Consider the following 20,545-nt stretch of genomic DNA (forward strand, 5'->3'; position numbering starts at 1 on the left):
CCTTTGCTATAACACGCCCCTGCCCCTCTCAAGAGCGGAATTTTATGTCTCAGCTATATTCTGCCTTTGCTATAGTTTGATTTATAGTTCTATAGTTACAGCCTAAGAATCGGACAGGTCGCGACCTGTCCCTACGAAACTATTATCATGATCAATGTCGAAGCAAGTAGTTTCAAACTATAACTAAGCGGTCAATAGTAGAAATATCGCAGTCTTTGGGTTGAGCGCCTTTGACTTGTTGCGTTGCCGATAGGCAATCCGAGGCACGAGGATAGCAAGAAGGCAGCAGCGCGATGCCCGAAGACGGGGCCTCCCGGCCGTGAGGGAGCCAAAGCCAACTATAGAACTATAGGCAAGTAAAGCTCCCAGGAATACAGGAAGTTTGAAAGGATAGCCTGATTCAAACAGCCAATAATCAGCAATTATTTCGCTTTTGGTAGTTTAAACCGTAACGTAGACCCTTTGCCTACAGTACTAGTAATGGCTATGAAAGAACGGTGGGCTTCTACGATGTGCTTGGAAATGGACAAACCTAAGCCGGAACCTCCCTCCGTGCGGGCTCGGCTCTTATCTATCCTGTAAAAACGCTCGAAAACACGGTTAATATGCTCTTCGGAAATGCCTTTGCCATCGTCGGCAACGGTGATAGTGTATCTCTTCCTGCCTTCACTAAACGACACCCAGATGTTACCTCCATCACGGCCATACTTTATGGCATTATCAATCAGGTTAATAAATACTTGCCGGATGCGGTTGGGGTCGGCGTGCAGGTTAATGTGTTGATTGGGCTGTGCTTCCAGGTGTAGCGTAATCTGGCGGGAGGTGGCTTTCTGCTCCAACTGCTCAAATACTTCCTTTACAAGTGGCACTACATCAAAATTGCGTTTCTGCATTTTAATAACGCCATTCTCTAACTGCGAAATGCTGATCAGATCCTGCACCAGCGTGTCAAGCCCATCTAAACTGGTGGCCGCTTTCTGTAGAAACTTATCGCGTACATTTATGTCGTTTATGGCACCATCCAACAAGGTATGTATGAAGCCCTGCGCAGCAAAAATGGGGGTCTTCAGTTCATGCGACACATCGGCCAGAAACTCGCTGCGTAAGGTTTGCAGTTGTTTCAGTTCATCAATTTCCAGCTGTTTTTTGGCGGCAATCTCGTAAATTTCATTCTTTATTTTTAGCAGCGGGTCGGCTGTAAAAAAGGAGCGGCCTTCGGCCTGTGAGTTGTCGCGGCGTTTTATGCGTTCCAAGGTAGAGTATATGTTCTTTATTTCGCGGAGCACCAGTGCCTCGTAAGAAAAGTACACCAACAGAAAGCAGACCATAAAAACAATAACCAACGCAACTATAAGCCCCTGCGATGTAAAGTAAGTAGCTAATGCCAGAAAGGCGGTAAGCACCAAAGCCACCGCCAATGCTATAAGTACAGTTAACGAACGGGAATTCAGATTCATGTAACTCAGTCGGTATTAAACTTGTAGCCAACACCTTTTATAGTTCGGATGTGGTCTTCGCCTACTTTTTCGCGCACCTTCCGGATGTGCACATCCACTGTTCTGGGGATTACATACACATCGCTGCCCCAGATGCTGTTCAGTAGTTCTTCGCGGGTAAATACTTTGTTGGGCGTAGTTGCCAGGAAAGCCAGCAGTTCAAATTCTTTTTTAGGAAGCACGATCTTTTGTTCGCCTTTATACACGGCAAAGCTGGTGCGGTCAATTTTAAGGCCTGCTATAGTTATTACCTGTTCCTGTTCTTTTTGCTGGTCATCGCGGCGGGCAAAAGCTGCGAGGCGGCTCAGCAAAGCGCGTGGTTTAATGGGCTTGGTAATAAAATCGTCGGCGCCGGCATCAAACGCAGCTACTTCCGAAAACTCTTCGGCGCGGGCCGTCAGGAAAATAATGTGTGTTTGTTTGAAGTCCGGCATTTTGCGCAGCTCGCGGCAGGCGGCTATTCCATCCAGTACGGGCATCATCACATCCATCAGAATAACATCGGGCTTAAAAGCCTGTGCCATTTCAATCGCTTTCCTGCCATTTTCGGCTTGCGCCACTTCGTAGCCTTCTACCGTCAGGTTATAGTGCAGCAGTTCCACAATATCGGGCTCATCGTCCACTATCAGTATTTTGTAGTTTGTTGATGCAGTTTGCACGGGTATGTTACTTAGGATGAACTGATCGCTTTTGCGTTATAGTTTAAAATTTCGGCCTTCGGCCCAGGTTCTATACTTTAACTATGGTAAAGGTACTAATCATTTATGCAAACTGCTCAGCTACAGTTAAATGTTAATATTTTCTTAACACTGGCTTGTGGTAAGTGCATTAAAAAAGCCAGCGGTGTGGCTGGCTTTCTTCTTTAGTTTTTAGCTACTAGTTTATGCTTCAGGTTTTTATGTTCGTACAGGTCTACTTTAAGCGAGCCTACAAACATTTCGGCCTCAATTAAAACCGGTATCTTGTTATTATCATCTGATAAGTATACGGCAATGGCATTCTCGCCTTTAAACATTTCGTTCTTCGGCATTTTAGGCACCAGTTTTATGGCTTTTATCTTTCCGGCTTTTGTAGATACCGTTTCGCGGCCTTTGTAAGTCACTTCCATGTCAAAGTTCTCGTTATCAAAAAAACCTTTCACGTTCACTTTGTCGCCTTTGCGCATGTTGTCATAGTCCAGTGTTCGCAAAAAGTAAAAGCCACTTACAATGTCCTGCACGTTATCCGATACTTTATGGCTGCTGGTCTTTTCCGGGTCTTTCTTTTTCTTAGACTTAACGGCAGCGGTGTTGCTTACATGGTTAAAATCTACCGTTTCTTTTTTGCGGTAGCTGCCTTCTTCTATGCTCCTATGGAAGCGGTGCGGAACTATAGCTGCCGTATCAATATAAGACTGCCAGGTATCACGGACTCTGATAAACAGGTCGAAAGAGCTGCTGGTTCTGCCATACACGGTAGCACGGTAGCTAGGGCGGCCATTTATAGTATACAGTTGTTTAGATACATCTATAGTTGCCTCGGCAGCTGTAATAGGTCCGTAATGTACTTTATACTTTAAGATCTCACCAGTCGAAAAACTCTCGTTACGGATTATGCGCATTCTGTCTTTTGCATTAAAAGCAGAAAGTACGATCACTAGTAGAAGGATGATGGGAATGAGCTTCTTCATATGCATCATTTAAGGGTCTGTATCAATAGCAGGATTTATTCAACTATCATACCAACTCGGTACGGCGCCTACCATTTACGGCCTTGCCTTTACAGAATTATTATAGGTTATTTTTTAAAAATACTTGTTGTTCTTAACTATGTGTACCTCTTTTTATACTTTGTTATACATTGCAAGTTAGCATTTTATCTTACTTTTTTACTGTACGGGGTATAAAAAAAGGTGCTATACATATAGCACCTTTTTTGTTATTTTAGTTCAGGAAATAATGTTCATTCTCCTCTGTCAGCTGATTTATCTTCCATCACTTCGGCTACTTTTTCAGGCTCGCCTTTAACTATAGCTCTGATCTTCTGCTCGATCTCATCCATCAGTTCCGGGTTATCCAATAGTATCTGCTTCACGCCATCGCGGCCCTGGCCCAACTTGTTACCGTCATATGAGAACCAAGATCCTGATTTCTGCACAATGTTCAGCTCAACGCCCAGGTCAAGTATCTCACCTACTTTAGAAATACCTTCGCCGTACATAATGTCGAATTCAACTACTTTAAACGGAGGCGCTACTTTGTTCTTCACAACTTTCACGCGGGTACGGTTACCGGTAATGTTATCGGCATTCTCTTTAATCTGTCCGATACGACGGATATCCAGACGTACTGAAGCGTAGAATTTAAGGGCGTTACCACCGGTTGTAGTTTCAGGGTTACCGAACATCACACCAATTTTCTCACGCAACTGGTTGATGAAGATACAGCAGCATCCTGTTTTGTTAATGGTACCGGTTAACTTACGAAGTGCCTGCGACATCAAACGTGCCTGAAGACCCATTTTGCTGTCACCCATGTCGCCTTCCAGTTCGCCTTTCGGTACCAGAGCAGCAACAGAGTCAATAACAATAATGTCAATAGCGCCAGAACGAATCAGGTGGTCAGCGATCTCAAGAGCCTGCTCACCGTTATCCGGCTGCGAGATAAGTAAGTTTTCGGTATCAATACCTAATTTTTCGGCATATGCCTTATCAAAAGCGTGTTCTGCGTCAATAAATGCAGCCAGACCGCCCTGGCGTTGCGCCTCGGCAATGGCATGCATGGTAAGCGTTGTTTTACCAGATGATTCCGGCCCGTAGATTTCAATAACACGGCCACGTGGCAAACCGCCAATACCCAAAGCTATGTCCAACCCAAGAGACCCTGTAGATATTGCAGGAATGTCTTCTACCTTGTTGTCGCTAAGCTTCATTACAGTGCCTTTACCGTAAGTCTTGTCGAGCTTGTCGATGGTCAGCTGCAGGGCTTTAAGTTTTTCGTTGCTTACACTCATGTGTTCTTTCTTATTTAGCTTGATTTGATTGTGAAATTACGACTTTCAGATCCAATATGCAAAAAAGTTAACCTATATTTTGCTAATTATTTTAGCTGATTGTTGCTGTCTTTTCTTAACATACCTGCAACCTGTTTTGTCCCATTTTGTCGGCTTTTTTCTTACTTATTTTTAAAGCTTTTTAAGGATAAAGGTATTGTGCTATAGTTGGTTAGTTTATGTTAGCTATAGTTGCTGCCTGTCAGGGTTTTACAAAATCAAATGGTGTCATGCTAAAAATATTGGAATTTATAAGGGCGTGTTCATCTGATAGTAAGTACCTGTGCTTGGCGCCATTAATACGGCACCAATTCAAATCTATAGCTATAGTTTAAAAAATAGTGGCTATACCAGTGCTGTGCTGTTCTCCGATCCTTGTTGCTGGCGTAGTTTTTCAAAGTCGGTGCGGGTCATACCAAAGTAAGTAAGGTCGTGCAGTTCATCCGAATCAAAACCTCTAAAATCGCTGCGCAGTGTGCCTTCTTCTACAAAGCCATTTTCCAAGGCAAGTTCGCCGTAAAATTTATTGCTGGCTGTGCAGCGTATGTATACTTTGTTCAGGTGTAGCAGATCGAATGCAAACTGCAGTATACTTTTCAGGGCTTCCTCAACCAGGCTTTTAGTTTCAGGCCAGCCGGTAAAATATAAGCCTATTTCAGCTTTGGGTATTTTATGATCCACATTCTTCAATGCAATATCACCCAGGTACCTGTTGTCAGCTTTTGTCCAGACACCAAAATCAAAGGTCTTGCGGTTGTCCCAGTCAGTGCGGAGTTGTTGCATCTGTATGCGGGCATCTTCAAGTGCTTTAACCCTTGCCAGCCTACCGCTATAAGCTGGATATAATGAGCTGCTGTTTTCCTGCAAAACGCGGATGAAATCGTTTTCATCTCCTTCCTGATATGGCCGAAGTATAAGCTGATTTGTCTCCAGGCGTTCGTCCAGAGAATCAGGTAGAATATTAAATAATAGGCTCATGTAAATTGTACTATATGTAGAGTTTTAACTGATGCTTGTATCTTATTACGCTTTACAGGAGAATAGGTATAGCATTAACAGAACTATAAATAATAAACATGAACAGCGCTAAATCGTTATTACTGAATACGTTCTATCAATTATTTAAATACTAATAAACTATGGCAGACAGACTTAAAGGAAAAGTAGCTATTGTAACTGGCGGGGGATCAGGTATAGGCGAAGCAATTTGTAAGAAATTTGCACGCGAAGGTGCTAGTGTAGTAGTGGCCGGCTTCCCCGAAGACCCGGTAGAAGATGTGGCAAAAGAAATTGAGAAGGAGGGAGGCAAAGTGTTGTCGTTTACAGCAGATTTATCCACGGAAGACAATGCGAAACGCTGTGTAGAAACAGCTGTCAGCCAATTTGGCAAACTGGATATTCTGATAAACAATGCGGGTGTGTTCCCGGAGGTAAACCTGCTGCAAGACTATTCCGAAGAAGCGTTTGACTACATGATCAAGAACAACGTGAATACGGCTTTTGTAATGAGTAAGGCGGCGCTGCCGGAACTGCATAAAACCAAAGGCAATATTGTGTCGGCTGGCTCGGAAGCAGGGGTGATAGGTATAGCCCAAAATACCCCGTATGGCGGTACCAAGGGTTTTATACATTCGTTTATGCGCGGCCTGGCAGTAGAGCAGGCGCAGTTTGGCGTGCGTTGCAATATAGTAGGCCCCGGCCCGATAGATACCGCCTGGACCCACGACAGTACCGGGCCAATGGATAGCAAAATGGTGAAAACAATGAAACAGGCAACCCCTATGGGCCGCCGTGGTACCCCTGAAGAAGTAGCTAATGTGTATTTGTTCCTGGCATCAGATGAAGCCTCGTACGTAACGGGCGCTACGTATATGGTAGATGGCGGCATTACTTTGGCAAAAGGACCAGTAGGTGAGGAGGCAGATTCGGATATGAAAAAGGAACCCAAAGGCGAACTGGAACTGGAGCACTCAAAAGATGGCCATACATCTATCCGGAAGTAAAGTATGGAGAACTATAACAGCCAATACCTTAAGCAGCAATTGTCATCTCTATGAAAGGAGAGATCTATTATAGACACTTTATTTAGATTTCTCAGTGAGTTCGGAATGACAGCAAGGAAAATGTATTATTCTTGAACTGATAAGATTGGCTTATAAACTATAAAGGCGGGCAACTATAAAATTGCCGGCCCTTTTGTTAAAGTATAGTTCTTTTACTGATTCAGGAAAGGGTAGTTGTGGTGTTTCGGGCTGCCCAGGTTTTGCTGTGTCATCATTACCGCAAGAGTGTGAGCAGTTTCGTTAAAATACTCCAGCCTTCTTATCAGCATTTCTTTTTGCAGGATAACGCCGGTTGCTGTTTTCATGTAGGCTTTTTTGTCTTCCAAAACACGGTGCATAATGTCAGCTACCTGCTCTTCGTTCTGCATAAACCACTGCTGAAAATCCTGTAGTCTCGCAGCACCAGTCGTTGCAGATGTAAAGTTAGCGCCATGCATGCGAAGTATTTCGCTCAGCAAGTCTACTTCCAACGGAATAGAAACATTGTAGGGCATAGTACGCACTTCCAGTTTGCTGTTTAGTGCACCAACTATAGTTGCCAGGTTATCTTTAAAGCGAAAGTATAAAGCAGCCGCCTCCATAAGTATAAATATTAGTAAGTATAAATCCGGCGCAAAATTACACGAATTTGATTGTAGTGCTAAATAGATGGAAGGTTAAATTGTTGAATGGCTAAATTGTTAAACTCAGCAATGCAACAATTAAAGCAATCCAAGTATAATCTTCTCTTCAGTAATGCCTTCGGCTTCGGCTTTAAAGTTGCGTACAATGCGGTGGCGAAGAATTGGTAAAGCAACTGCCTGTACGTCTTCAATATCGGGGCTATACTTGCCGTTGAGGATGGCATTGCATTTAGCGCCAACTATAAGGTGCTGCGAGGCGCGTGGGCCTGCTCCCCATTCCAGGTAGTTGTTGGCTTCCTTAGAGGCCATAGGTGAGCCTGGCCGGGTTTTGTGTACTAACTGCACCGCATACTCCACCACATTGTCAACTACCGGCACGCGGCGCACCAGCTGCTGAAAAGCAAGTATGTCATCGGCATGCAATATCTTGTTGAGTTGCTGGGTTAATGCCCCGGTTGTATTTTTTACAATTTGCAATTCCGACTCGTAGCTTGGGTAGCCCAACGTAATGTTGAACATAAAACGGTCAAGCTGTGCTTCTGGTAGGGGGTACGTACCTTCCTGCTCTATCGGGTTTTGGGTGGCCAGTACAAAGAAGGGCTCTGGTAAATGGTAACGTTTGCCGGCTACGGTTACCGCATGTTCCTGCATGGCTTCCAGCAGGGCTGCCTGCGTTTTAGGCGGGGTACGGTTTATCTCATCGGCCAGTACAATGTTGGCGAAGATAGGGCCGGTAATAAATTTAAAGTTTCTGTCCTTATCCAGTGTTTCGGCTCCAACTATATCCGAAGGCATCAGGTCCGGGGTAAACTGCACCCGGTTAAAGGACATGTCCAGGGCAGAAGCTATAGTTTGGATAAGCAGCGTTTTGGCAAGGCCGGGCACGCCCACCAGCAAACAGTGCCCCTGACAAAAAACCGCCGTCAGTACTAATCTTACCACTTCGTCCTGACCTACTATTACCTTCGAAATCTCGTTTGTCAGGGTGCGGTAGGAGTGGTGTAGCGCGTCGGCTGCTTCTTTGTCAGAGGTATATTGTGCCATATAGTTTTATTGCGTGAGTTGTAGTGCTTTGCAGTCCTGGTATTCTGGATCGATCTCGATAAATACAGAGTCGATGTTCTTCCTGAACCACTCATCTACGGCTTTGCTCTTTTTATCGTTGAGCGCGGCAGCAGCAATTTTAGGGTAGTCGTCTTCGAGGTTCGCCTGGTGTGGTGTAGACTTGCCTTTTAACTGGATAATGCGCACTGCTTCTTTGCCATCTTCGGTTGTAAACGGAATCGGCTTAGATATTTCGCCTATTTCCATTGTATCGATCACGAAGAAAATACCCGGATCCACCTGGTCCATCGGAATATAAGTTGAGCCACCACGGGTAGTTATAGTGCCTCCGTTATCTTTTGTATTGAAATCATCAGAGAAATCTTTGGCAGCTTTTGCAAATGTAATGCTGTCGTTTACAAGCAGGGTACGAATGCTGTCTAGTTCTGTGATGGCCTCCTGGATGTTTACTGTAGCGGTAGCAGGTTTTATCAGGATGTGGCGTGTGTTGAATTCCTGGCCTTTACGCTCTATCAGCTGTATCAAATGGAAACCAAACTGTGACTCTACGATACCTGAAATACCACCTGGCTCCAGGCGTAAAGCTGCTGCTTCATACTCCGGTACCAGTTCTTTCTTTTTAAAGAAGCCCAGTTCGCCACCAGCTGCTGCCGATCCAGGGTCCTGTGAATATTGTTTGGCAAGGGTAGCAAAATCTTCGCCGGCAAGTATACGCTTGCGCAGTTCTTCCAACTGCTGGCGTGCCGCCTGTTTCTGCTGCTTGCTTATTTCTGCATACTTTACAATGTGGCCCAGTTCCACCTCACTCGAAAAATATGGAAGGCTATCTTGTGGGATGCGTCTGAAATAAGCAGCTACTTCTTTTGGTGTAACGCGTACTTTTCCAGCTATCTCTTCCTGCATTTTCTGCATTACCAGCTGGTCCTTTATCGTTTTGCGAAGGTCGTCTTTTAATTGGCGGATGCTCTTTTTATAGTATTGTTCCAAACGCTCGGTACCACCCACCTGTGCAGACAAATAATCAATTCTACGGTTCAGTTCGCCGGTTACGCGGTCTTCTTCTACCGTTACAGAGTCGATCTCGGCACGTGCCAGCAAAAGTTTATCCTGCACCAGCGATTTAAAAATTTCGCATTTCAGGTTTTCGTTTGGCTGCTGTTTGCTTTGTGCCAGGTATTGCAGGTAGCTGAACTCCAGTTCTGAGCGCAGCACGATCTGGTTATCTATTTTGGCAATGATACCATCTACCTGGCGCTGCACTGGTGCCTGCGCAGTAGCCTGGAAAGCCGACATTATACTAACTATAATGGCTGCTACCACACAAAATACTCGGGGTGTTGTTATAGGTTGGTTATGCATATGGTTGTTTGCGCTCTGCTTGCTGCTGCGCTATACTTGCTTTATTTGTGATCGGAGTGTTGCTGCAAAAGTGCTTTACTGCATTTGCAACCTGCAATCTCTAAAGATTTTTTTAGCAAAAAAAGCTCCACTATAAAAGTGCAGCTTTTTTTGCAATTGGTTTTACTTTATCAGCTTCTCTACTTCCTGTTTGTTAACGCTAACAGGGTATTTCTCGCGAAGCTGTTTTACCCATTGCTCTTCCAGGTAATTCTGGTAATCAGAGATAGCAACGCCGCGTACTTCGTTTAATTGTTTATAGCCCGGCTCCAGTACATCTTTTATAATGATCAGGTACTCGCGGCCGTTCAGTTGTATATTGTAAGTGCCCTTTTCCCATTTAACCGCATCAACAGCCTTATTCTCGCCTTTCTGGAATTTCTTCTCAGAGATCTGTACGGCAAGCGGATTGCCAGCATTCAGGTTATCAGCAAGAGCGCCCAGGTCTGATGAGTAAAGCGTAAACGATACCCTGCGGTTGCGGCGACGACCGGTTTCAGTTTTATCAGGACCTGCCTGTTTGGTTTTTCCTAAGCTGTTTATAGTTAGCTGTGCCGCTTGTACGCCTTCCTGCTGCAGGTAAGTTGCAACTGCCTGTGCACGCTTCTGTGCTAAGTCTTTAGCAGCTGCATCTTCGCGGGCATCAGCATGGCCATTTATATCCAGGCTTGTATTTGGCATTTCAGAAAGCAGTTCTGCCAGTTCGTTCAGCTGCGCTATGCCATCTTTAGAAAGGGTCGCTTTGCCATTTTCAAATAGTACATCCGGGATACGGGCCGTTTTAACTGCGTAACGACGTTTGGCCAGCTGGTCTTGTGCGGTTTTCAGCAGGTCTTTGTTTGCAGCGCTTATAACTATAGCATCGGCGCGCTCGCCCCATTTATACTTGTCTTTATTCGCTTCAAAATATGCTTTCAGACCTACCGAATCTTCCACAGCCTTAGACCATACTTTCTCATCCATTAACTGGAATAGCAAAATGCCATCGTGGTACTCCCGTACCAGCATGCGGTAATCGGTATGTTTATTTTCCAGGTTAGCACGCTCATACTCCAGCAGGCTCTGGTTCACGAAGTTATCGTACAGCACTGTCATAGCATATTCGGGGGTGCCGCTGCTGCGTGGGCGCTGATTCTCTTTCGCGTAAGTATAGAAATCAGCTATCGTATAAGGCTTGCCTTGTATCGTGAACAAGGTCGACTTCAGTGTCTTATCTTTTGCATTCTGCTCAAAATCCCAGGTACCTTTTAGTAATGCCCCGTTTGCTTTGCTGAACGCCGCTGTTTTAGCTTCGGCATTTTCGGTAAAGTTATTTTCCTGGCGAATGCGCTTCAGGAATACAGCTTTATTCAGTTCTGAGCGGGAGTCTTTGGCTACTTTGTTGCGCAGGTTCTGCTCCATGTCTTCGTAAGGAGGCAGGCCGCGTTTTTCCAGTAACTTAATGATGTGCCAGCCATAGGGCGTAAGTACAGGCTTTGCAGTTTCGCCTTCTTTCTGCAGAGCAAAAGCAGCTTCTTCAAACGCCGGTATCATGCGTCCTGTGCCAAACCATGGTAGTTCACCACCGTTGTTTGCCGTGTTGTCGTCTTCTGAAAATTCTGCCGTTAATTTATCCCAGTTCTCGTTACGCTGCACACGTTTGTAAATAGCATCTACACGCTGCTTGGCTGCCAGCGAGTCTGCTTTCGGCATGCCCGGCGTAGCACGAACCATAATGTGCGCTACTTTTACTTCGCCGCGTGCAGGGCGTACATCATTCACTTTTATCAGGTGGTAACCAAAGCGCGTACGCACCGGCATCGACAACTCACCAGGTTTTGTTTTGTAGGCAGCGTTCTCAAATGGGTAAACCATTTGCATGGCCGTAAAATAACCTAAGTTACCTCCGTTTTCAGCAGCAGACGGGTCCTGAGAGTTTTCTTTCGCAAGCTTGCCAAAATCTTCGCCAGCTTGTGCGCGCTTACGCAGGTCCATTACGCGGTTATAAGCAGCCAGGGTGTCCTGCGGTGCAGCATCTGGTTCCAGGGTAATCAGGATATGCGATGCGTTTATTTCCTGCTTCGAGCGTTCGTAAGCTTCGCGTACCAGTTTATCGGTTACGCTGTTCTCGGTAAGGTAAGGCAGAGCCAGTTGTTCTTTATATCCTTCCAGTTCACGCTTAAAAGCAGTGGTAGTATCCAGTCCACGGCTTTCCGCTTCCAGTACCTTCAGCTTAAAATTGGTGTACAAATCGAGGTAATCTTTAACGCTTTGCTCTGTGTAAGCATCGTCGTTGCCCCCGTTATTTTTTTCGTACACGTATTTAAACTCGGAAGTGGAAAGAGGCTCGGAGCCAAGCGTAGCGATAGCCGGTTCGTTGCTGTTGTTCTTGTTGGATGCGGTGCATCCGGCAAGGGCTAAAGCGGCTACCGCAACAAGTAGGTGATTGCTGCGCATAAGTTATTTAAACAAAGCTTGTTTAGCTGATTTGTATCAGGATATGCAATTTTAATTATTTTTTCTGACAGATAAGCCAAAAAACATAACTATAATCCTATTGCATGGGTTTTCGTTCCGGATAACGGACAAAGCCTTGTAAAAGTGTGTATAGCCTCGCTATTTAATCTTCTTATAAAGCAGGCAGGCATTAGAGCCGTCTTTCGAAGAAAACTCTACTTTATCCATAATGCGTTTTACAAGCGCTATTCCTACACCGCCTTTTTTACCTATACGCACGTGCTCTAAAATATCCGGCTCTTTGTAATTGGTGCTCTGGAAGGCTACGCCATTATCGGTAATCTCGAACTGCACAGCATTTTTAGGCTCCGTAATGGTAAGGTAAATGTATTTGGAAGGGTCTTCGTTATTGGCGTGGATGATGAGGTTGGCGCATATCTCATCCACGGCCAATACGATCTGGTTCATCAGTACATCCGAGAGCGCAAGCTGCTCCAGGTAATCCGTGACGAAATCCCGTATTAACTTAAGGTTCTTTTTAGTACAACTTACCTTAATGGAGTTATTCATCTGCTATGGTAATCGCCTCCTCGTAATTGGTTACGATGGTCATTAGCAGGTCCAGGCCAAGTATCTCGAAAACGTTTCGTACTTTGTCCTGCATGTTAAAGAATATAAGCTTTATCTGTGCATCCTCGAAGCGCTGCAGATGCGAGATAAATACCCCCAGACCAGCAGAAGAAATATAGTTCAGGTTTCTGCAGTCTACAAGTATTTTGCTATACTTCATTATTTCAGGATCCGACAATTCTTCATCCAGTATCACGGAAGAGCTTGCGTCGAGTTCACCATCAAGGGTCATGATGATGGTAGAGTCTTTAATGTCTTGTGTTATTTTCATCGGCTACTTTACGTTATTGTTATGCCTTAGGTTGAACAGGTTTAAACTTAATCACCAGCAACGTTTGATCGTCGTATAGGTTGTCCGGACCAGTAAAATCTTCCAGATCGTTAATGATGGCACACTTGATATCTTCGGCCTCCAGGTGGTATGTCTGCGTCAGCATATACTTCAGCCTGTCTTCACCGTATTCGTCGTTTGCTGCATTGCGGGCCTCAACTATACCATCAGTATAAATCACCATTACATCGCCCGGGTTATAGTCATAGTACATCTCGCGCACGTGGTTGTTGTAGCTCTTGTCGCGAACTATACCCAGGCCCAAGCCATCTGTCTGGAAATAGAAAACATCTTCCATCATGGCGTTATAGTACAGCGTATGGCAGTGGCCTGCACGGGCAAACATAAAACCCTGCATACGGTAATCGATGATGTATAGCGAGGATGTGATAAAAGAAGTTTTCTCGAGGCATCGGCTCAGAGCACTGTTGGCCTGTTTCATGAACTCGCTTGGGGGCATATCCTGCTGCATCAGTCCATGAAAAATACCTTTCATCTGGGCCATATGGAATGCTGCCGAAATACCTTTACCTGATACGTCGCCAATAATAATGGCAATACGCGACTCGCTGAGCTGCAGGAAGTCGTAAAAGTCGCCGCCCACTTCTTTGGCTGCAACGGCATGCGTGGCAATCTCAAACCAGCTGTCGGTAGGGAAGGTTTTAGGTATCAGGCTTTCCTGTACTTGTGTGGCAATTTTCAGTTCTTCCTTGTAACGCTCGTTTTGCAACGATTCGGCTACCAGGCGCAGGTTTTCTATAGTTAAGATGGTCTGGCTGGTAAAGGTGCGTAATACATTCACGGTTTCGCGGTCGAAGCCCAACTCTATATCGCGCAGCAGGTATAAGGTGCCAAATACATGCTTTTTAGATTTTATCGGAAGTATGATCAGCGATTTCCAGGGCAGGGCCAGGTCACGGAAGCCGGAGTTACGATCCAGGTTATTGTTGATGTAATCGATGTGCTGGATGTTGTAAGCCATCAGCAGGTGACGGATACGCTCTATCTGCTCGTTGTTGATGTTAAGCAAATGCGAAATGTGCGTATTGTTGCCGCGAACCATCTCAAACCAGGCTGCAGTGGCATCAGATGCCTTTATGGTACTTTCGAAAAGTAGATCGTATACCTGCGCCTCGCTTTGGCCCTGCTGTATAGACTGGCTCAGGCGCTGGAAATTTAATAAGTCTTCGCTTTTCTGCTCGAACACACTGGAAGTAGGCAAGCTAAACAACGAAACCAGGAAAGCCGCCAACGTATAGGTACCCACAAAAAGCATAGCCAGCAACAGGAACCCTACATCCGAATAATCAATTACCAGCTCCGGGCTATCGGCAAATTCTTGGAAAAACTTAGTGAAGATATAACAGCTCACCAACACAGCGCCCAACAACACCAGCGACCTGCTTTTTTTATTGAACGAGAGATAAGCCACCCATTTCAGGTTGGTGCACAAAAACAGGATATAGCAAACAAACAGGCCAAAAAGCGGCAGAAAAATATAGTTGGTATAGTTGAAGTTGAGGAGTGTAAGTATAAGCGTACAGAACAACAGCACCTCGAACCACTCCCAGGCTACCTGCAGAAATTTGTTTTTATGATATAATAGCAACTGTCGCCAGATATAGAATGCCTTTGCCAGGAAATATACCAGCAACCCGAAATTTACCTGGTACACAATATGCAGCAACAGCGGCGACTGCAACCGGGCATACCCCGTCGACATTTTGTAGGCAAAGTATAAAGCTATACTTAGGTAGGCCGCAATGGCCGCTTTGGAGAATAAATTCCAGAGATAACTGCTAAAATCGATGCCTTTCAGGTTATTGGCGCTAAGCCGCTGAAAAAAGAAGACCGAAAGGATAAAAACAATAATGAGCAGGTTGTTGATATAGGGGAGAGCCAGCTTAATGGCGCCGGGCTGGCGCACACTTTCTGCCATCAGGAGCACGTTACCTAAAAGGAGTACCCAGCTAACTATAGCAGCAGTAACCAACAAAGATTTTACGTTAGTCTTGTATAGCATAAAACGGAAAACCGTGCTTAGTTTGGCAGCGTCTGTTCTGGCTGTTTGTCAGTGTATTGTTTAATGAAAGGTAATAAAAATTTTTGCTAGGTAAGCAAGGTGTTCTATCGCGTTCAGAAAAACATCTTGCATAACGTATAAAATATATAGTTGGTTGGCTTTATTTTGATTCAGATAAAACCAACCAACTATAAAGATAAGAAATTATATTATTAACGGCTATAGTTTGGTGCCTCGCTCGTGATCTGCACATCGTGCGGGTGACTTTCGCGCAGGCCGGCTCCTGTTATTTTAACCATGCGGGCATTTTGCAGGTCGGCTATAGTTGGCGTACCGCAATACCCCATACCAGCCCGTATGCCACCTACCAGTTGGTAAATTACTTCGCTTACCAGGCCTTTGTAAGCCACGCGACCAACAATGCCTTCCGGTACCAGTTTTTTAGAGTCTTTTTCGTTGCCTTGGAAGTAACGGTCTTTCGAGCCTTCTTCCATAGCTTCAACAGAGCCCATGCCACGGTAGGTTTTATACTTACGACCTTCGTAAATAACCATCTCGCCCGGAGCTTCATCCGTACCTGCCAAAAGTGAGCCGATCATAACTGTGCTTGCACCGCCACCTAATGCTTTTACAATATCACCCGAAAATTTAATGCCACCATCTGCCACAACCGGTACGCCTGTTCCTTCCAGGCCACGGGCTGCTTCCATTACGGCAGTTAGCTGTGGTACACCTATACCTGCAATTACACGCGTGGTACAAATACTGCCCGGGCCAACACCTACTTTTACAGCATCAGCGCCAGCATCTGCCAGTGCCCTGGCACCTTCGGCAGTAGCTACGTTTCCGGCTATCAGGTCTAGTTGCGGGAAAACCTCTTTTATTCTTCTTACAGCATCCAACACACCTTTCGAGTGGCCATGTGCTGTATCTACACTTATTACGTCAACACCTGCCTCTGCCAGCGCTTTAACACGGTCCAGCACGTCAGGGGTAACGCCAACGGCAGCACCTACGCGTAAGCGGCCAAACTCATCTTTACAGGCAAATGGTCTGTCTTTTTTCTTCAGAATATCTTTATAAGTAATCAGACCAACCAGTTTGCCTTGCTCATCAACTACCGGCAGCTTTTCGATTTTGTACTGTTGCAGGATATCTTCTGCTTTGGCAAGGTCGGTGCCGCGCTCTGCCGTAATCAGGTTTTTGCTGGTCATCACCGACATTACCGATTGGGTAAGGTCTTTTTCGAAACGCAGATCGCGGTTGGTGATGATGCCGGTCAGTTTGCCTTCGGCGTTAATGATAGGAATGCCGCCGATCTTATGATCTGTCATGATCTGAACAGCATCGCCGAGGGTAGCAGTATCCTGTAACGTAATCGGGTCCAGGATCATACCGCTTTCAGAACGCTTTACTTTGCGCACCTGCTCGGCCTGCTTCTTTATCGACATATTTTTATGGATGAAGCCGATGCCACCTTCCTGCGCCATGGCAATAGCCAGGTCAGCTTCGGTAACGGTATCCATAGCAGCGGAAACAAGGGGCACGTTAATGCGGATGTTCCGTGTAAGCCAGGAAGTTGTGTCTGTGTTATTTGGTAGCACCTCGGAGTAGGCCGGGAGCAGAAGCACGTCGTCGTAGGTTAGCGCTTCGAAGGCAATCTTGTTCTGATCGGAGAGCATGGCAAATAATTTAGGGGTTGTTATTTGCCGCGTAAAACTACGAAAAATTTCCCGGATTAATTTGCAAAACTTCTTTAAATTAATTTATGGCCAGTGTTTAACCTATTTCTAAGGGCTTTAATGATTGCTGATTTATGAAGTGTAACTATAGCTGAGTGCTGCCACCTGCTGAGATCTGAAATAGCGTTTGTGCTTAGTAAATAGCCATGTCAGGGTCGACTTGGGTAGCCCAGGCGTGTATGCCGCCTTTCAGGTTAAGCAGGTTTTCGAAGCCAAAGCGCTGGGCCAGGAAATTAATAGCCTGGGCACTCCGGAAACCATGATGGCAGATGACCACTACCGGCACGTCGCGGCGGATACGGTCTGTTTGTTTAGGTAGCTCGCCTAAGGGTATAAGGTCGCCACCCAGGTTGCAGATCTCGAACTCAGAAGGCTCGCGCACATCCAGTAACTGTAGTTTGTGGCCGTGCGCCAGGCGCTGTTTTAGTTCAAGGGCAGTGATCTCATCCATGGTTGGTATAGTTTATAGTTGTAGCGCGTAGTTGGCTATTTAGTTTCGATTTGCAAACTTAGCACCCAATTGCACCCAAAGGCTACTGTTGGCCGAAAAAATTACCTATGAACACTATACCTAACCTGCCTGAAATACCTTTGCTGTTAACTATAGTTGCCCAATTTAGCCTGCCCCAGTTGTGGGAGCAGTTTGTGGCGGGTATGCTGCAAACCACCTGGCTGGAATATGTAGCAGTACTTGCCGGTATTGTAAGTGTCTGGTACTCGCGTAAAGAAGATATACTGGTTTACCCGATAGGCCTGATAAGTACGGTGATTTATGTTTACCTGAGCTTTAAATACCACCTGATAGGCGAAGCAAGTGTAAATGTATACTATAGCATACTTAGCATTTATGGCTGGTATTTATGGGCCCGGCGCAACAGGCAGCAGGAGCATGTGCTGCACATCACGTTTTCTACAACTAAGATGTGGGCCTGGCAACTGGCATTTTTTGTGGGCTTATATGCTGTTATTTATTGCTGTCTTATCTATCTAAAAGATGCATTTTACCCGGGCGTAATACCATGGGCCGATGCCTTTGCCAGTGCTACCGCTTATACCGGCATGTGGCTGATGGCCCGCAAAAAAGTGGAAAGCTGGTACTGGTGGATCGCGACCAATGTGTCATCTATACCGCTATACTTTGTGAAAGGGCTTGTATTTACCTCGGTGTTTTATTTTGTACTGTTGGTAATGGCGTTCTGGGGTTTAGTGGAGTGGCAGCGCAGAGCCAGGCTGGCAAAGGAGCAAACAAGCGTGCCGGCTTAAGTATAGCTTTGTACTTTTAGTTGTTTATGTCCATGTTTATACTAGTTTAGTTTAATCCGATGCAGGTGTGGTTACGTAAATGCAGGTAACTGGCTGTTTCAATTAAAATGTAAGTCCGGTTTAGGAAGTAATGTTTAACCACTAAGAGTGCAGCAACATGAAACAACGTAAACTAGAATTGCCAGAGGAACTAAAGTATAAAAATCGCCTGAAATGGGGATACGAATCTCCGGATGAAAGCCCCAAGCAGGTTTATTACAGGCAATATGGCGATAAGAAGCCAAAGCAACTTGAAGTCTATAATTTTTATGGCTATAGTTTCTCAGAATGTTAATAAATAATGTTGTAACATTCTAATTAGGTTTGCCCATATTCAGGTATAGTTCCCCACTATATTTCTTTTGTTTACTTTAATTTATTATTTACATAGTACAAAAATAAGTGGCTGCCGTTATCTTTATTACAGCAGCTACTTATTTTTTTTGTAGCTATTCCATTCCAGGCTGTCCTCTAACCAGCTTTACATCGTGTTTTAACCGGTTTAGGTTAAATGTTCTTACAGTAGTTCCTCTACCTACTTCAGGTCATATATCTGGTACTATTTAGCAATAAGCTATAAGGATAAATAATTTACTTCTCCATTCCGGACACCCTACTTTAGAAAGAAATCCTTCTAAAACATAAGAACATGATTATAAATTGTCTCTCCTGCAAGGGCAGCAGCTATTCTTTTGCCCAATATTTCAGAAAACCACCATGAAGCCGGCAGCAACCTGAGCTAGAAGTTTAGGTTAGCTGCCATTATTTTTTAGCCGCACATAGCACTATTAAAGCTCTGGAGAACCAGGGAGTATCAATGCAAAACACTTAACATACAACACTATGAAGGTTATTTACTTATGAAAAATTTTAATAATTACACGAGTAGGAATAGTAGCATACTGTCTAAACAACTGCTATGTTCTTTGCTTTTTGGATTGCTAGTATTCATGCCAGCAGTTCTTCATGCTAATTATGTAAGCTTGAATAAAACAACAGAGATAAGAAATACCTTATTGGAATTTGATAATAATAAAGTAAAGGATATTCTTTGGAGTGCAATTGGGATAACAAATGATGTAGATTATCATAAAGTTACTGAAGCAAAATTTGATGGAGGAGACTTTAGCCTAGATTTTGTAGCTTCTTCGCCTAATACCTATGACCATTCAACTGGTGGAGGCGCTTTTGATACCAGGGATGTAGGTCAAGATACAGGTGACGATATTGTAGAATCATTAGAAGGGGGTGACTTTACATGTGGGGATATTGTAACTTTCCTTACACAAATAGTTGTTGATAAAGATGCCGTCGGTAGTCAGACGATCGATTTGGATTATGAATTTTTAGCTGACGCCACAGGACAATCAGGTGTTGCACTGGCTGATATAGTTAATGTACAAATAAACTATGGTGCAGTGAGTGGAGGTGATGGTGTTGGTAGTACAGATAGTGGTATTAAAGATGATGGTGGTAGTGTCGCAACTCTTAGCAATGAGCATATTACTGGTGACGGTGAGCTTTTTAATGATAATAAATTAGTAGGTACAGTAACTATTACTGATCTGGAAGCCAGTGAGGAGGTTATTGTACGTGTAGATGTACGTATTGCTTGTGATCCGACTAGTTCGCCAACAGGTAACCTGCAAGCCGCAATTACAGCTGCTTTAGTTATTGATCCTGAAGATGATGTTATCAGTGTTGGTAATCAAACTGTTCCTTTTAAAAATGTAAATCAGATTATATTCCCTACTTGTGCCATTACTCCTGCAACTGCAGTATGTGAGCTGGCAACAACATCTTATACCGCTAGTAGCGATGTAGCGGATGCTACATTTGTTTGGTCTATAACTGGTGATGGTACAATAGTAGATGCTGCCAGTGACGGTACCAAAACGATAGTTGCTTCGGGAGGAGCTACATCTACGTCAGTAAGTGTACTTGCTGGTTCAGCAGGTAGTTATACATTATCGGTCTCAATAAGTAAAACTGGTTTTGGCACTCAGACGTGTTCTCAGGAAATTACAGTTAATGATGTCCCAACCGTTACAGCTGGAGCAGATCAAACTGTTTGTGCAGCCAGCCCGATCCAGACGCTTACAGCGACTGCCACAGTTTCCACTGGTGCTACGCTGGTTTGGTATGATGCAGCAAGCGGCGGCAATACAGTTGCCAATCCAACCTTGAGCAGTATCGGCACGGCAACCTATTATGCCCAGGCTAATTTAGGCGACTGCAGCAGCGGCCGCGTGCCGGTAGTGCTGACCATCAACGAGACGCCAACCGTTACAGCTGGAGCAGATCAAACTGTTTGTGCAGCCAGCCCGATCCAGACGCTTACAGCGACTGCCACAGTTTCCACTGGTGCTACGCTGGTTTGGTATGATGCGGCAAGCGGCGGCAATA

18 protein-coding genes are annotated in these 20,545 nt (G+C 44.9%); 4 read left to right on the forward strand and 14 right to left on the reverse strand.

Annotation, left to right across the window (positions count from 1 at the left end; translation table 11 throughout):
* Positions 1–422: 422 nt before the first annotated feature.
* From GWO68_RS15555 to GWO68_RS15575, 5 genes are all read right to left on the reverse strand, one after another.
* Positions 423–1,457 (reverse strand): sensor histidine kinase, encoded by a 1,035-nt coding sequence (locus GWO68_RS15555; RefSeq protein WP_162347390.1) that lies wholly within the window; start codon positions 1,455–1,457, stop codon positions 423–425.
* 5 nt (positions 1,458–1,462) lie between these two features.
* Complete coding sequence (locus tag GWO68_RS15560; RefSeq protein ID WP_162347391.1) at positions 1,463–2,155, reverse strand: response regulator; 693 nt, start codon at positions 2,153–2,155, stop codon at positions 1,463–1,465.
* 203 nt (positions 2,156–2,358) lie between these two features.
* Entirely contained in the window at positions 2,359–3,165 is an 807-nt protein-coding gene (locus tag GWO68_RS15565; RefSeq protein ID WP_162347392.1) for a DUF3108 domain-containing protein, read from the reverse strand.
* Positions 3,166–3,437: 272 nt separating this feature from the next.
* On the reverse strand, positions 3,438–4,487 hold the full coding sequence (recA, locus tag GWO68_RS15570) for a recombinase RecA (protein WP_162347393.1): 1,050 nt from the start codon (positions 4,485–4,487) through the stop codon (positions 3,438–3,440).
* 384 nt (positions 4,488–4,871) lie between these two features.
* Positions 4,872–5,504, reverse strand: coding sequence for a GNAT family N-acetyltransferase (locus GWO68_RS15575; RefSeq protein ID WP_162347394.1), 633 nt, complete (start codon positions 5,502–5,504; stop codon positions 4,872–4,874).
* A gap of 161 nt (positions 5,505–5,665) precedes the next feature.
* Between GWO68_RS15575 and GWO68_RS15580 the strand changes: the two genes are divergently transcribed.
* On the forward strand, positions 5,666–6,529 hold the full coding sequence (locus GWO68_RS15580) for an SDR family NAD(P)-dependent oxidoreductase (RefSeq protein ID WP_162347395.1): 864 nt from the start codon (positions 5,666–5,668) through the stop codon (positions 6,527–6,529).
* A 212-nt stretch (positions 6,530–6,741) separates the two neighbouring features.
* On the opposite strand, the gene GWO68_RS15585 is transcribed toward GWO68_RS15580, so the two are convergent.
* The 9 genes from GWO68_RS15585 to GWO68_RS15625 all read right to left on the reverse strand — a co-directional run bounded on the left by GWO68_RS15585 (position 6,742) and on the right by GWO68_RS15625 (position 17,288).
* Complete coding sequence (locus GWO68_RS15585) at positions 6,742–7,170, reverse strand: hypothetical protein (protein ID WP_162347396.1); 429 nt, start codon at positions 7,168–7,170, stop codon at positions 6,742–6,744.
* Positions 7,171–7,290: 120 nt separating this feature from the next.
* Positions 7,291–8,256, reverse strand: a complete 966-nt coding sequence (locus GWO68_RS15590) for an AAA family ATPase (RefSeq protein ID WP_162347397.1) — start codon at positions 8,254–8,256, stop codon at positions 7,291–7,293.
* Between the two features lie 6 nt (positions 8,257–8,262).
* The gene (locus tag GWO68_RS15595; RefSeq protein ID WP_162347398.1) at positions 8,263–9,636 is read right to left on the reverse strand and encodes a peptidylprolyl isomerase; all 1,374 of its coding nucleotides are present in this window, start codon (positions 9,634–9,636) and stop codon (positions 8,263–8,265) included.
* 162 nt (positions 9,637–9,798) lie between these two features.
* Complete coding sequence (locus GWO68_RS15600) at positions 9,799–12,111, reverse strand: peptidylprolyl isomerase (protein WP_162347399.1); 2,313 nt, start codon at positions 12,109–12,111, stop codon at positions 9,799–9,801.
* Between the two features lie 159 nt (positions 12,112–12,270).
* Positions 12,271–12,681, reverse strand: a complete 411-nt coding sequence (locus GWO68_RS15605; RefSeq protein WP_162347400.1) for an ATP-binding protein — start codon at positions 12,679–12,681, stop codon at positions 12,271–12,273.
* Positions 12,674–13,012, reverse strand: coding sequence for an STAS domain-containing protein (locus GWO68_RS15610; RefSeq protein WP_162347401.1), 339 nt, complete (start codon positions 13,010–13,012; stop codon positions 12,674–12,676). Before GWO68_RS15610 ends, GWO68_RS15605 begins: the two co-directional genes overlap by 8 nt.
* 19 nt (positions 13,013–13,031) lie before the next feature.
* A complete protein-coding gene (locus GWO68_RS15615) occupies positions 13,032–15,095 on the reverse strand; it encodes a GAF domain-containing SpoIIE family protein phosphatase (protein WP_162347402.1) in 2,064 nt (687 codons plus the stop codon).
* A gap of 212 nt (positions 15,096–15,307) precedes the next feature.
* On the reverse strand, positions 15,308–16,777 hold the full coding sequence (guaB, locus tag GWO68_RS15620; protein ID WP_162347403.1) for an IMP dehydrogenase: 1,470 nt from the start codon (positions 16,775–16,777) through the stop codon (positions 15,308–15,310).
* Positions 16,778–16,970: 193 nt separating this feature from the next.
* Positions 16,971–17,288, reverse strand: a complete 318-nt coding sequence (locus tag GWO68_RS15625; protein ID WP_162347404.1) for a rhodanese-like domain-containing protein — start codon at positions 17,286–17,288, stop codon at positions 16,971–16,973.
* Between the two features lie 107 nt (positions 17,289–17,395).
* On the opposite strand from GWO68_RS15625, the gene pnuC reads away from it, so the two are divergent.
* From pnuC to GWO68_RS15640, 3 genes are all read left to right on the forward strand, one after another.
* Positions 17,396–18,100 (forward strand): nicotinamide riboside transporter PnuC, encoded by a 705-nt coding sequence (pnuC, locus tag GWO68_RS15630; RefSeq protein WP_162347405.1) that lies wholly within the window; start codon positions 17,396–17,398, stop codon positions 18,098–18,100.
* Positions 18,101–18,257: 157 nt separating this feature from the next.
* A complete protein-coding gene (locus GWO68_RS15635; RefSeq protein WP_162347406.1) occupies positions 18,258–18,434 on the forward strand; it encodes a hypothetical protein in 177 nt (58 codons plus the stop codon).
* 565 nt (positions 18,435–18,999) lie between these two features.
* Positions 19,000–20,545, forward strand: a 1,546-nt coding sequence (locus tag GWO68_RS15640) for an Ig-like domain-containing protein (RefSeq protein ID WP_449578497.1), incomplete at its 3' end; no start/stop codon positions are given.

The organism is Pontibacter fetidus, from assembly GCF_010119545.1.
In the GTDB taxonomy this organism is placed as follows: domain Bacteria; phylum Bacteroidota; class Bacteroidia; order Cytophagales; family Hymenobacteraceae; genus Pontibacter; species Pontibacter fetidus.